General features: G+C 48.7%; 10 protein-coding genes. 2 read left to right on the top strand and 8 right to left on the bottom strand.

Translation table 11 applies throughout. The features are described 5' to 3' along the window. The first annotated feature begins 165 nt into the window (after positions 1–165). On the top strand, positions 166–1524 hold the full coding sequence (locus DCW36_RS12260; RefSeq protein WP_114781582.1) for a sigma-54-dependent transcriptional regulator: 1359 nt from the start codon (positions 166–168) through the stop codon (positions 1522–1524). Between the two features lie 305 nt (positions 1525–1829). Next, the gene (locus DCW36_RS12255; protein ID WP_164891116.1) at positions 1830–6137 is read left to right on the top strand and encodes a PAS domain S-box protein; all 4308 of its coding nucleotides are present in this window, start codon (positions 1830–1832) and stop codon (positions 6135–6137) included. A gap of 209 nt (positions 6138–6346) precedes the next feature. Here DCW36_RS12255 and DCW36_RS12250 read toward each other — a convergent pair whose 3' ends face one another. The 8 genes from DCW36_RS12250 to DCW36_RS12215 all read right to left on the bottom strand — a co-directional run bounded on the left by DCW36_RS12250 (position 6347) and on the right by DCW36_RS12215 (position 14629). Beyond that, positions 6347–7177 (bottom strand): ion transporter, encoded by an 831-nt coding sequence (locus tag DCW36_RS12250; RefSeq protein ID WP_114781627.1) that lies wholly within the window; start codon positions 7175–7177, stop codon positions 6347–6349. A gap of 270 nt (positions 7178–7447) precedes the next feature. Further along, a complete protein-coding gene (locus tag DCW36_RS12245) occupies positions 7448–8788 on the bottom strand; it encodes a DUF2254 domain-containing protein (RefSeq protein ID WP_114781580.1) in 1341 nt (446 codons plus the stop codon). A gap of 148 nt (positions 8789–8936) precedes the next feature. Further along, on the bottom strand, positions 8937–9863 hold the full coding sequence (locus tag DCW36_RS12240) for a universal stress protein (RefSeq protein ID WP_114781579.1): 927 nt from the start codon (positions 9861–9863) through the stop codon (positions 8937–8939). A gap of 464 nt (positions 9864–10327) precedes the next feature. Next, complete coding sequence (locus tag DCW36_RS12235; RefSeq protein WP_114781578.1) at positions 10328–11044, bottom strand: sulfite exporter TauE/SafE family protein; 717 nt, start codon at positions 11042–11044, stop codon at positions 10328–10330. A 4-nt stretch (positions 11045–11048) separates the two neighbouring features. Then, on the bottom strand, positions 11049–11525 hold the full coding sequence (locus DCW36_RS12230) for a FixH family protein (protein WP_114781577.1): 477 nt from the start codon (positions 11523–11525) through the stop codon (positions 11049–11051). Positions 11526–11693: 168 nt separating this feature from the next. Next, a complete protein-coding gene (gene ccoG / locus DCW36_RS12225) occupies positions 11694–13103 on the bottom strand; it encodes a cytochrome c oxidase accessory protein CcoG (RefSeq protein ID WP_114781576.1) in 1410 nt (469 codons plus the stop codon). A gap of 123 nt (positions 13104–13226) precedes the next feature. Beyond that, positions 13227–14435, bottom strand: a complete 1209-nt coding sequence (locus tag DCW36_RS12220; RefSeq protein ID WP_114781575.1) for a c-type cytochrome — start codon at positions 14433–14435, stop codon at positions 13227–13229. Then, entirely contained in the window at positions 14432–14629 is a 198-nt protein-coding gene (locus DCW36_RS12215) for a hypothetical protein (protein ID WP_114781574.1), read from the bottom strand. Before DCW36_RS12215 ends, DCW36_RS12220 begins: the two co-directional genes overlap by 4 nt. Positions 14630–14703: the final 74 nt, after the last annotated feature.

The following is a 14703-nucleotide window of genomic DNA, read 5'->3' as shown; positions in this document are numbered from 1 at the left end:
CTTTAAATTGTATAAAAACTTATATGTATAGTAAAAATACAAAGGAAAATAAAAGCTTTCACATAGCTAAAGTAATAAATTTAAGTACAGGCGCTTAACCGTTATTCTTTTTATAAATATTAATATTAACTTTAAATTTCGGTTTGATAGTGTATTAATTTGTTCATGAAAGATACGCCTTTCAATATTTTTATTGTAGAAGATGACGTCTGGTACAGCGAACTGCTGGAGTATCATCTGTCGTTGAATCCTGACTATGAAATAAAAAAGTTTCACTCAGGCAAAGACTGCATTGCCAGTCTGCACGAGCGGCCTAATGTGATAACCCTTGATTATTCGTTGCCGGATAAAACCGGGGCTGAAGTTCTGAAGAAAATAAAAGAGCTGAATCCCGACACCTATGTGGTGGTTATATCAGGCCAGGAGGACATAACGACTGCTGTAGACCTGCTCAAAAAAGGAGCCTACGACTACATCGTAAAAAACGAAGACACCCCCGAACGGCTCTGGAACGCGATTACCAAGATCAGGGAAAATGTTTCGTTACGGGAAGAGATAAGCCAGCTGCGCCAGGAAATCAGCCACAAATACGATTTCAGCAAAGTCATTATCGGGAACAGCGATGCCATCCGGAAGGTGTTCAACATGATGGACAAAGCTACCAAAACCAACATTACCGTTTCGATTACAGGCGAGACGGGTACAGGAAAGGAACTGGTAGCCAAAGCCATTCATTACAACGGCCCCAAAAGGGATACACCGTATGTAGCCGTAAATGTGGCTGCCATCCCGCGGGAGCTAATCGAAAGCGAGCTTTTCGGGCATGAAAAAGGTGCTTTTACAGGAGCCATGTCGCGCCGCATTGGCAAATTTGAGGAAGCAAACAAAGGCACCATTTTTCTCGACGAGATCGGAGAGCTTGACATCAGCCTGCAGGCGAAGCTGTTACGGGTGCTGCAGGAAAAAGAAATTTCACGCGTGGGCGGCAACACCGTGGTGCCCATCGATGTACGCATCATTGTGGCCACCCATAAAAACCTGGCAGAAGAAGTTCAGAAAGGCAACTTCCGCGAAGACCTCTATTACCGTTTGCTGGGGCTGCCCATCCACCTGCCTCCGTTACGGAACCGCGCCAGCGATATTTTAATCCTGGCCAAGCACTTCATGGACGCCTTTGCCAAAGAAAACGGGATGAACAGGAAAAGCCTGTCGACGGACGCACAGGAAAAGCTGCTCTCCTACTCCTACCCGGGTAACATCCGCGAACTGAAAGCTCTCGTGGAATTGGCAGTGGTACTGGCCGACGGCGAGATTATCCAGGAGCAGGATATCAACTTTAACGCAAACAGCACCGAAAAAGGGTTCTTTGCCAAAGAGCGCTCCCTGAAAGAATATACCGTAGAAATTATTCAGCACTTCCTGGACAAGTACGACTACAACATCCTGCTGGTGGCTGACAAACTGGATATCGGAAAGTCCACGATTTACAGGATGATCCAGAACAAGGAACTGACAGTTCAGTAGGACCCGACAGATCCGGAACGGCAGGTACCTGTGCAAAGGAACACACGCTGAAAGCTGGCCCCAAGGCGCTTAGCATGGTTTTTGCCAACGGCAAAAAGGATAGCGGATATTAGTTAGAGGAGAAGCATTTTAAGAACCGGTACCTGTTCGTTTCCTGCTCAGGTTTTTCGGCAGGTGACCTGCCCCTGTAGTTGCAGGTAATACCCAACCCGGTTCTTAAATCGCGTGTGACAGGAAAAGCTGCTTGAATTTTTATGGATAATAGCTGTTTAGAGTATTCCAAATTTCGGAACGAAATTCCCACCATGGAATTATTACAAGAGGTAGAGTTACTGCGCCAGGCACTTGAACAGGAACGGGAAGCCCGAAAAAGTGCTGAAGCTTTTGCCTTGTTACAGGCCCGTGCCTTGCAAACCGGCTTACAGGTTAAGTCTGCTGCCGGTAGCGGCGGGAATTTACCAGAACAGCAGCAACATACGCATTCATTTTCTTCTGTTTTTGCGAACCTGCCTTATGCCGTTATTTCGGTAAACGATGCCGGGCAGATACTTTACCTGAACGAGCCATTCTGCCAGCTGTTCAACCTGAACGAGGAGGCCTCCGCTTTGATCGGAGCTTCTGTCCGGGAATTGGGACATTTTGCCGGTTTTACCGGGCAGCGGCAGTACCTGCTGGCCAATATCCCCTCCGTTAACTATCAATCCGAAATCATACACCTGCCGGAGGGCAAAACAGTAGAGCGGGAAACCTTCCCTCCTTTCAGCCTTTGCAGTACAGCAGGTACTACCTTCATCTACAGGCAACTGCCTGCAACAAGTAGTGCACAGGAGTCGCTGGAAACATATATTGATTTTCAGAAAGAAAACCCGAACCCGGTTATCCGGATCAGCTTCGGGGGCGATATTCTTTTTATCAACTCTGCAGGCCGGGAGTTGTGGCAAAGCTTTCCGGCTTACAGGCAGGCTAGCCTGAAAAGACTGCTGCTCTCCAAAATTTCCAGGTCTATCGTCAGCGATGCTCCCTGCAGTACCGAAACCTATATCCAAAATAAATACTTCCTGCTCTTTTCTGTGCCTATCCCCGAAAAAGGGTATGTGAACATGTATTTTACCGACATCACAGACCGCCGGAAGGCAGAAATGGCCCTGGCCGACAGTCAGAACTTTATAGAAAGCATCACGCGCACGGTTCCGAACATCCTGTATGTTTACGACCTGGAAGAAGACCGCTGTATTTATGTGAACCAGCACATCAACACGGTGCTAGGCTATAACGAGCAGGACATCCAGGCCATGGATGGCAGTGTTTTTTCTACGCTGGTTGGAGCAGAAGGCTTAAAACAGATGTATTACCATGCCTTTGCCATAACCGAAGCCAGGGATACGGAGGTAGTGGAGGTAGAATACCAGGTATATGCCAAGGATGGTAGCACCAAAAGCCTGTTCTGCCGCGAGAGTGTACTCAAGCGTAAGGAGAACGGCCAGGTGAAGCTCGTTATAGGTTCTGCCGAAGATGTAACAAAGCTGCGTGAGAAAAGCCGGGAACTTGCCAAGCAAAAAGACTTCTACGAATCCATTTTAAATAATGTACCCTCCGATATTGCTGCTCATAATAAGGATTTACAGTTTCTCTTTGTTAACCCGGCAGCGGTAGGTGATCCGGAAGTCAGAAAGTGGATTATCGGGAAAACCAACCTGGAGTATTCTGCTTTTAGAAATGTACCAGCAGAACGAACCGCAATCCGGGAAGCCCAACTGAATCGTGTTATACGGGAGAAAAAAAAGATAGAATTTGAGGAAGAAATTATTCGCCCCGGTAAAGAAACCGCCTATTTTATCCGTAGGCTAAACCCTGTGCTGGACCAGAATGGAGAAGTAGAACTGGTTATTATTAATGGCATTAGTGTTACCGAGCTGAAAAAGGCCCAGGAAGAAATAATACAAAGCGAAGCTAAAAACAAGGCCATTCTGGCCGCTATTCCTGACCTGATTTTTATCATCGACGAGGACGGCACTTACCTGGACATGAAGAATGTAGGGCAGGAACATCTTTTTGTTCCTGTTGACCAGGTAATAGGCAGCAATTTGCGCGACATTTTGCCCGAAAGTGTTTCCCAGCTTTTGTTCTCGCTCCTTAAAAAGGTACTGCGCACCGGCCAACTCGAAAAAACAGTTTATTCGCTCGATCTGCCCGACGGCACTCATTACTATGAAGGGCGTTTCCTGAAATACAGCGAAACGGCAGTTATGGCTATTATCCGGGACAATACGGAAGAGCGAAAAGCAACAGAAGAAGTTAAAGAAAAGACAGAGTTTATCCGGCAGGTGCTGGATACCAGCCCGAACCTGATTTTTGTAAAAGACGGCTGCGGTAAATTGATTCTGGTTAACCAGGGCTTTGCCAGCCTCTACAACAAAACACAGCAGGAACTGACAGGGCTTCCGTTAGCAACTATCCACCCGGTAGCAGAAGAAAAAGAATTTTACCAGGAAGTTGATGACCTCGTCCGGAATGACCTGCGCGAGATAAGGGTACAGGAGCAGTTTACGACCTACAAGGGCGAGATCCTTTGGCTCGATACGGTAAAAAAACCACTCATTACCCCGAATGGCGAAGTTCATGTGCTGGGCATTTCCACGAATGTGACAGACCAGATCCTGGCAAAAAAGCGACTGGAGAAAAGCGAGAAAAAATACCGTGACCTTATTAACTACAGCCAGGCCTTTGTCATCACCCACGACATGGAGGGGAACCTGATTTCGGTTAATCCATATGCTGTTGCGAACCTGGGATATAGCGAAGAAAAGCTGAAAGGCACTAACCTGAAAGCCCTTATCCCTCCCAAACACCAGGAAAATTTCACATCCTACCTGGAGCTGCTCCGGCAGAAAGAGGTTGTGGATGGCATTTTCTCTGTGCTGACCAGCGGCGGGAAGCTTAAATACCTGTTCTACCACAATTATAAAGTTCAGGAGCATGGCGAGCAGGTATATATTATCTGTTTTGCACAGGATATAACAGACCGGATGCTGGCCGAACGTGCCCTGAAAAAAGCAAAAGAGGCAGCCGAAGAGTCGGCCAGGGTAAAAGAGAACTTCCTGGCCAACATGAGCCACGAGATCAGAACCCCAATGAACGGAATCTCCGGCATGACGAATTTGCTGAGTAAAACCAACCTGGACGAGACGCAGCAGAACCTGGTGAAAATAATACGGCAGTCGTCCGACAACCTGCTCATCGTCATCAACGACATCCTCGACATTACCAAAATAGAATCCGGTAAAATTGAGCTGGAGGTTATCCCGTTTAATGTAACCGAAACACTGCAGGCGGCTTACCAGACCTTCTTTTACAAGGCCGAAGAAAAGGAAATAAACTACCTGGTAAACCCTGCGGAGCTGAAGCAGCCCATGGTGCTGGGCGACCCTTACCGGCTTAACCAGGTACTGCTGAACCTGATTGGCAACGCCATTAAATTTACCGAAGAAGGGAGTGTAAAAATTTCCAACAGGATAGTGAGCGAAACCGAGGATGAAATTACGCTGGAATTTTCGGTGAGCGATACCGGCATTGGCATTCCTGAAAATAAACTGAAAAAAGTTTTCGAGGGCTTTACACAGGCTTATTCCAATACCACCCGCAAGTATGGCGGTACCGGCCTGGGCCTGAGCATCTGCAAAAGCCTCGTGGAAATGCATGGTGGCAATTTATGGGTAGAAAGTAAAGAAAATGCAGGCAGTACCTTTAAGTTTGAGTTAACTTATCCGAAATGTAACGAAGCATTTCAGCCCCATAACCTGAAAGAAGAAACGGACTTCGGGATGCTCAAACATGTTCGCGTGCTTCTGGCAGAAGACAACGAAGTGAATATTTTCCTGGCCAAATCCATCCTGGAGGGCTGGAATTTTGAGGTGGAAATTGCCCACAACGGCAAAGAAGCCGTAGATAAAGTTCTTGAGCAGCATTTTGATATTATCCTGATGGATATACAGATGCCCATGCTGAGTGGCCTGGATGCTACTTTACAAATTCGTGCCTTAGAAAACAAAGACAAAGCCGGCACCCCCATAATCGCCCTGACAGCCAATGCCTTTAAAGGCGATGCCGAGAAATACCTGCATGCCGGTATGAACGATTATGTTTCCAAACCATTTGATGAAGCATCGCTCTATAATAAAATTGTTACCCAGCTTCCGCATAAAGTAAAAAACCCAACCCCAGAACTACGTGAAATGAACTTAAAAAAAGAAAATACAGCTGCAGAAACACCCGAGCCCCTGTATGATTTAACGCTGCTGCACAAGATGTCGCGTGGCAACGATGCCTTTATCAAAAAAACGAAAGAGCTTTTTATCGCTACTGTACCGGCCACCGTGTCCGATCTGCAGCAAAAAAGCTCGGCAGCCGACTGGCCCGGCGTGAGTGCCGCAGCTCACAAGCTGAAGTCAACCATTGACACCATGCGTATCGCCCGTTTAAAAGATGTTGTCCGGGAAATAGAAGCAGGAGCAAAATCGGGGGAGAACCTGCCGCTCGTAAAAACCAATATAGAGTACCTTTCCGAAGTGATCGGGCAGGTAATTGAGAAGCTGAAAGAGGAAACTGCCTGCTAAATCTGCTACTCCTTCCCCAGCGCTATCCGAGCTAAACAAGATGGAGCAGTGGCTGTGGTGGCAGGAGCAGTAGCATTTAATGTGCTAATTTTTAATGTGCTAATGCCTGCATAATAAAATCGGTGGACTATTGGAATCTGTATCATCCTGTTCAGACAAAGCAGCAGTGGCTGTGGTGGCAGGTGCAGCAGATAAAAAAACCGGGTATTTCAGCTTTGAATCGCTGCTTCGGGGCTTTTGTTTAAGGGGAAGCCGCAGTTGCTGCAATAGTTGGCATCCAGGGCATGCCCTTCTTTCTGGCAGTTGGGGCAGACGCGTGTAGTGATCCTGCGCCTGTCTGCCTGCGACAGTTCTACGGTAACAATACCGGTAGGCACCGCAATAATGCCATAGCCTGTAATCATCAGGAAACTGGCCAGGAACTGCCCCACCGGCGTAGCTGGCGAAATATCGCCGTACCCAACCGTCGTGATGGTGACAATGGCCCAGTAAATGCTGGTCGGGATGCTGGTAAAACCGCTGGCGGCCCCCTCAATCACATACATCACCGACCCGACAATGACCACCAGCGTCAGCACGGTGCCCATAAAAACAACTATCTTATGAAAACTGGCCCGTAAGGCATTCGACAGCACCTGCCCTTCGTCTATAAAGGTGGTCAGTTTGAGAATACGGGCTACCCGGAGCAAGCGCAAAGCCCTGACCACCAGGAAATATTGCGAGCCTAAAATAAAGATGCTCATGTAGGTAGGCAAAATGGCCAGCAGGTCTACAAGCCCGAAAAAGGAGAATATATATTTCACGGGGCGGGGGGAGCTGTAAATCCGGAGCAGGTATTCGATGGTAAACAAAATGGTAAAAACCCACTCTATAAAAATAAACTGGTCATAAAAATTCCGCCGCAGCGATACCACGCTTTCCAGCACCACCGTGAGCACACTAACAAAAATCAGGATAAGCAATACGACATCGAACGCCCTCCCTGCCGGTGTCTCTGCTTCAAAAATTACCGTGTAAAGCTTTCTTCTTAGTTTATCCATGCTGGTTCCGATGCTGTCCTGCTTCTGATGCACCACCTTTTGGTCAATTTCTGCGGGTGTTTCGTCACATCAATTTATTTAAAAAGTTGATACCACCTGCACCGAGTCGCGTTTTAATTTGCTGGGCAGACAGTTGCTGATTCTGTTTTTTTACTCCCTGGTACTTTTATGCCTAAATTTTCGCGGATGGTGCCTCCGTTAATTGCCTGCCACAACATAATGATGGAATAATTGGTGAAGCGAGCTGTAAAAATAGCTTTTTAAATCAACTCAACGCTTTTCCAGGGTTAACAAGGGCAAATGGTACGACAACACGTTCAGTTCATTGAGGGTCACAATCTGTTCGTTCAGCTTTTCACGGTCGCCGGGGTTATGCACCTGGCTGTCGGCATCGTGCAGTAACAGGAGCAGTTGGTTGTACACGACGGGCTTGCGGTCCGGGTAGGCTTCTACTTTAAGGAGCAGGTTCCGGAGCAGGTAAAGCAAGCGTAACACAATAATCATATCAGATTTGCCATAAAGTCGGATCGGGCTTAAACACAGCGCGCACAACTCGTCAAAATTCTCCCTTACCAGCCGTACGCGGGCTTGCTTTTCTTTGTCAAACAGGATCTCCTCGTCGATCAGCCGCATCCGGATCACCAGCAGATCTGTCAGGTAGTCGATGGCGCGCACAGCTGTTCCGGGATCGTTGATACTGGGGCTGAGGGCTTTTATGGCACTTTCCGTTATTTGTTTAAAACCATAAAGATAATTGGTGTTAATCATCTCTGCTTTGTAAAAGTTGACATGCTCCAGCAACTCATTACAAAACTTTTCCATATCGGGCAGGGGCTTGCTAACCCGCAGAAAGGGCGTATCCTGTATCACAAAATTGCCCAGCGGCTGTATAAACTCCAGCAGCACATCGTACTTTTTGCACAGACTTACAACCTGCACATTATCAATACTCTGCAAATAGCCGGTACGGGGGCTAAGCACTTTTTCCCAGGCTGCCGTATTAAATTCCTCCGGAAAGCCATCCAGTTTCTTTTCCTCCTCCTTCAGCAGCCCGTGGCGGGTAGCTTTGTAAATAGTTTCCAGGATATTGTCGATCTGGATGGTCTGGGAGATGGAATGAATGAAATACACAAAAAAGCCAAGGCAGAAAATGGTAAAGCACATGGCCAGGAAAATGGCAAAGCCGGGAAGCTCCTCACTGTAAAACTCGGACCGGATGTTCACCATCACCACCAGCGTATAGATGAGCGTGCCCAGGTAAAGCCCCAGAATTTTCTGGTTCGACTTATAGGTTATCAGTCCGGGAATGACGCGGGGCGAAAAGTTGCTGCTCGCCTGGTTGAGCACCAGCATCACCATGGTAAAACTGAAAACCATTAACGAGATGACGCCGGTTGTAATGGAGCTAAGCACCAGGCGGGCTGTAGAACCATTGGTGATGATGAAAAAAGGAAGGATTTCCTTAAAAACCTCGCTCAGCCCAATGGTCTCGAAATAAATGATGACCAACGCCAGCAGAAAAAACAGCACCGAGATCAGCGTCGGATAAAAGCCAATGCTGCTGACTATAAATTGATAAGCGAATTTTAGATGGCTTTTCAGTTTTTTCATACAAGCGCGTTAGCAGTCACTTCAGGGGGGTAGAGCCCGTTTCTTTTCCCTTTAACTTAAAATGCTGCCAAGTTGTTTGCAATTAAAAAAGCCCCACCAGTAAGAACTGATGAGGCTGGAAAGGTGCGATTATGTGCCTGAAAAAAAATCAGCTGTTTAACTTATTGATTTCCAGCTGCTGCAACTGCTGCTGCTCCCGGTGTTTGCCGGCGCAGTTAGCACAGCAACCCGAACAAGGTTTCAGTTTATTTTGCCTGTAAGCCAGCAACGGGATGCGGGTGTGGTAAGCCAGCGTTTTGATGTAGTTGTTGCTGAACAGGCGCGTGACCAGGTAATTGTCCTGTGTGCCGAGCACCAGCATATCGGCGGAAACGGCTTCTGCAAAATCGCTGATACCCTCCGGCAGGTCCTCTTCCTCAAGCAGTTTAAAATCGACATTTGTGTCCTGGAGCTGCTTTTCCAGGGCCAGCATGGCTGTTTTGATGTTGCAAAGCTGTGGCCTGTCTTCTTTGGGATAGAGATGCACCAGGGTCAGTTTCGCGTTCAGCTGTTTTGCAAAACCGGTAAGCTGCTGCAGCACCAGTTTGTCCTGGTCGGTAAAGTCGGTGGCAAACACCAGGTGTTCCGGCTTTATGAACTGCGCAGTAGCCGGTACGGCCAGCACCGGGCAGGAAACCAGTTCCATGATAGCCGCGGCATGGTTCTCCTGCCCCTCCCGGTGCTCCTCTCCCGGCAAGGGATAGGCTTCCATCACCACCAGGTCAGAAGCGTATGTTTCTGCCACACGTTCGATGCTGTCGCTGATTTTACCCGGGCGCACCACACAATCGAAGGGAACGGCTGCCCCACCAGGCTTCTGCACCCGCCTAAGCACATGCTCGCCAAAGGTACGGAGAGTCTGGATGCAGCGGCTTTGCTGGGTATGGGTCAGGTCGGCTGATTTGCAGGCATGAAACAGCAGCAGTTCCGCCCCACAAGCCAACGCCAGGTGTCCGGCATAGGTCAGTAAACTTTCCCCGGTACTGTTTAACTCCAGCGGGACCAGTATCCTGTTAATTGTTTTTGCTTTGCTCATGTTTCTTTCTTTTCTTTTTCAGTACTCGGTTTTAATGCGCTAGTTACTGAGATAATACAGGTTTAAAAATGACAAATGTCATTGCTGCAGGAAGTGCACAGCCTGAGGTAGTAATTTGAATCCAGTCTAAAGAAATGGCAGCTGCAGAAAGGCTTACTGTTTTAACTTACGCCAACAGTCAATCCAGCTCTTGAAAACAGCAGCAGTGGCTGTGGAGGCAGCTGCAGTACTATTTCTGACCTTTGATTTAGGTGATATGATTGATTTGCAGGATTGAAAATGTGTGGTGATGCATGTGGATGGGAGGAGCTTTTTATAGCTTTCCATCATTTTAAATCAGTTGAATCATTAAAATCATACAAATTACAGTTCAGACAAAGGAGCAGAGGCAGTGGTGGCACCTGCAGCAAAACGCTTTTACGGGCTGCAGACCGGGAAAAACAGGAAAAGCGGGATTGGAGCGGCTATTTTGGTTTGGTGCAGCAGCTCATTTCAGTTGTATGGGTTTCGGTTTGCACCACTTTCGGGCTGATATACGGGATGCCCAGGCCAAGGCCACGAACGATGAAGAGCACCGCCAGGCACATGCCTACATACGGCACCAGCCGGTTAAATGTGCTTCGCAGCTTCAGGCTCACCAGCTTGCCCGATAAAGAAACCAGGTACATGAGCGGAAATGTACCCAGCCCGAACAGCAGCATGTACAGCATGGCCCCTCCTACACCCGGAGCACTGATCGCGCCTGCCAGGGCAATGTATACAAAGCCACAGGGCAGCAACCCGTTCAGCAGGCCCACCATGAACAGCGAGCCCAGCGAGTTTTTCTGGAAATAGTACCCTAACCTGCGGCGCACCCAGGCAACAGCTTTTTCTGTGCCCAATACATTGGAAGCTTTCCCTTTAAGAGCAGCTGGTAAAACCAATAGTAGAAGTATCATCACCCCCGACACAATAGATACCACCTGCTGCAGGCCAGCCATTTCCAGCGACTGCCCGAAAGCGCCTGCAAGAGCGCCCAAGGTGGCATAGGTCGTAATTCTCCCCCCATTGTACAGGAGCCGGCCGGTGTAATAACGCCAGCCGCTGCTCCCGCCAAATGGTAAGGCCATCGCGATGGGTCCGCACATCCCCACACAATGAAAACTTCCTAAAATTCCGAATAAAAAACCTGCCCAGATCATCGCTCTATTTTATCAGGATGGATTCTTCTGTATAATATTTCTCGTTGCCGGCACTGAAACTGATGCGCACTTTCCAGAGTCCTTTTTCCAGGTTTTCCGCCTCTATCAGCTGGCTCAGGTCGCGGCCCGGCTGCAGGGGCAACTCCTGGTCGAGCTTATCGTCCGAAGGACGGAAGAGGTTTATCTTCCCGCTCAGGTTCTCTCCTTTTAAGCTCTCCGGCAGTTGCAACAGGATTGTCTGCGCCGCTGCATTGTACTCTACTTTCACATCGCCGACAGCTTTTGTGCGGTCAACGGTGTTGATGTGGTCCTGGTACTTTATCTCCTGCTCATAGTAGTCTTTGCTCACCAGGTCTACATCCTGCCGCATTGCCTTGTACACGAAATAGGCAATGTAGCCCATAAAAAGCAGCAAAGCCGCTACGATGGCATAAGGCCAGAAGGTGAACGTTTTTTTATCCTTGTTATTAATAGCTGCCATGGTTGTAATTATTTGCTCTTGTTTGTCTTACCAGGTAAGACTTTGGTTTGGTTTGATTGGTGAGGGGCAAGCCCTGCTTTTTCGGAACTCTTCCCTGCTTTTTGGGTAGGGGCAAGCCCTGCTTTTTCGGAACTTTTCCCTGCTTTTGGGTAGGGGCAAGCCCTACCCCTACGGGCTGGCTGGGGCCAGGAACTTGGTGTCTTGTGTCGTAATCAGTTCATCGCCGTGAAAAACACCGATCTCGATTTCCGAATTCATGCCTTTCAGCTGGTCTTTCGGTATCTCGGTGAAGAAAACGCCTTCTGTTATTCCCTGGGCTGGTAACACCAGCTCGCTTCCAACCACCTGTACCGAACCTTCTCCGGAGAGCAGCTTCAGGGTAAGCGGCATCTCTTCGTTTGTTTTGTTGATGACCGAGATGTTGTACAGGTTCTTTATCGTTCCCTGCTCTGTTTTCTGGTACAACTGGCCCGGTGTGCGCAGGATGGTTGCCTCCGCATCGTCGCGTAGTAACAAAAGTGTAGACGAAGCTGCTAACAACAGCGCCAGTACACCGGTGTAGCCCATCACGCGGGGCGTAAACAACTTCCACTGTTTACCGTCGGCAATCGCCTCTTCCGAATCGTAGCGGATCAGGCCTTCGGGCTTATCAATCATGCGCATGATGTCGTTACAAGCATCGATGCAGGCGGTGCAGTTGATACACTCCAGCTGCTGCGCTCCGTTGCGGATGTCGATCCCGGTCGGACAAACCTGCACACATTGGTTGCAGTCGATACAGTCGCCGATGGTGCGCTCCTGCCCTTTTCGGAGTTTACCACGAGGCTCGCCGCGACCATAGTCGTAAGCAACCGTCAGGCTTTTCTTGTCGAGCATCACGCCCTGCAGGCGGCCATAGGGGCATACAATGGTGCAAACCTGCTCCCTGAAATAAGCAAACACCCAGTAAAAAACGCCCGTAAATGCTACCAGCGCTCCCAGCCCAACCAGGTGATTGGCAGGATTATCGGTCACAACTTCCTTCAGCGCATCTATGCCGATAATATAAGCCAAAAAGGTGTTGGCAATCAGAAACGATATCATCAGGAAAATAGCGGTTTTTGCGCCTTTCTTCAGGATCTTCTCCGTATTCCACTCCATCTTGTTCAGCGCCTTCTGTTTGGTATAGTCGCCTTCTATCAGGTACTCGATGCGGCGGAACACCATTTCCAGGAATATGGTTTGTGGACAAACCCAGCCACAGAACAGGCGCCCGTACACCACCGTGAAGAGGATGATAAACACCACCAGCGCCAGAAAGGCCAGCACCAGGATAAAAAAGTCCTGCGGCCAGAACAGCACGCCGAAGATCACAAACTTCCGCTCCACCACATTGAGCATGAGCAGCGGTAGGCCGTTTATTTTAATAAATGGACCGGCAAATAATAATGCCAGCAGGCCATAACTCACCAACTTTCGGTAGTTGTAAAGTTTGCCTTTCGGTTTCTTTGGATACACCCAGACCCGTTTCCCTTCCTTATCTACAGTCGAGATATGATCGCGAAACTCGTCGGGTGCTGTTTTAATTGAACTTGCCATGGCAGTTTAATTTGTGCGGATATTAATCCTGCCTTATTTTAAGTTGAGAGTTAAGAGTTAAAAGTTATGAGTTGATTGCTGTATAACACTTTTAACTCTTCACTTTTAACTCTTAACTTAAATTTACATTTTCTCTCCTTGCGGTTCTTTGGCGTTTGCCGGGTTAGAACCCTGTAAGGATAAGATATAGCTGCTCACTTCCAGGATCTGGTCTTTGGTCAGCTTCCCTTGCCAGGGCACCATGCCTTTGGCGGGTACACCAAACTTTACTGTCTTGAAGATGTCGTTCACGTCGCCGCCGTGCAGCCAGTACTCGTCGGTCAGGTTCGGACCAACGGAACCCTGTGCCTCCTGGCCGTGGCAGGCAGCACAGTTCTGCAGGAACAAGGTTTTGCCCGACTCAAGCGCTGCAGCAGCTGTGAGCACTTCGTAGTTGGTAACCGCATTCGGATCTTCGGCGTTTTTGGCAGCCAGTATCGCCGCCTGCTCCATCTCCAGCTCGTATTCCTGCGCCATCAGGGCACCGGTATTGAACACGTGGAAGTGCAGCATATAGCCAATTGCGAATACAATCGAGACATAGAACATGTACTTCCACCAGGGCGGCAGGTCGTTGTCGTATTCCTGTATGCCGTCGAAATCGTGGTTAGAGTGAATAACGTCTTTGGCTTTGCCAGTCACGACGGAGGTGTCGCCGCGCAGCAGGAACAGCAAACGGCCGGCCCATGACTCGCGGAAATCTTCGTCGTAGATCGAGTCGCCCATCATCGGAACGAACAGGCGCACCAGCGTTACAATAATAGCTACAACGAGCAGCAGCACCAGTGCAGCCAGCGCCAGCGTGAAAAGAAACACCGGCGGAAGATCTGCAAAAGCAACATCTGTTGCAGCAGTCTGCGTGGTGCCCGGATCTCCGGCAACCGGTGTTGCAGGGGTCTCAGCTACTGCCTGGGCGGGAGCATCGCTGGCCTCTTTGATATAAGCAATTACATTTTTTATGTCATCTTCCGACAGGGTGCCGGCAAAGCTTGGCATCGGAATTTTGTTGAACTGCTCGTAAAGCGCCACCGCATCCTTATCACCGGCTTTTACCAGTTCCTGCGAATTGCTGATGAACTTCACAATCCATTCGTCGCCGCGGCGTTTGTGTACATCTTTCAGGGCCGGCCCTACCAGTTTGGCGTCGATGCTGTGGCAGGCGACACAGTTTGATTCAAAAACTTTCTTTCCCGCAACAGCATCCTGCGCCTGGGCAGGATTTCCTGCCGTAAGCAGCAACCCTGCAGCTAACAGGGACAGGCTACCTCTTTTTACTATTTGTAGTGCTTTCATGCGTTATTGCCTCCTGTTTTAGGGTTAGCATCATCTTCTGCAGAGCAGGCCAGGCTGCTCATGGTCTCTACATATTTCTTATCCATCAGCACGACATACAGCAGCAGACCCAGAAAAAATAAAAAGAAGATGGAAAATGAGATGAGTGGGTATATCGCTATGCCGTCTATGGCTTGCAAAACATTCTTATACATAATTTCAGACTTTAAGAGACAAGTGGCAGCAGGTTAATTATCAACGTGCTATGCCACCAGGGTTGACTTTCGCC

Source organism: Botryobacter ruber (genome assembly GCF_003347595.2).
GTDB lineage: Bacteria > Bacteroidota > Bacteroidia > Cytophagales > Hymenobacteraceae > Pontibacter > Pontibacter ruber_A.
The sequence above is the reverse complement of the archived record's forward strand: the minus strand, read 5'-3'. Positions and strand labels throughout refer to the sequence as shown.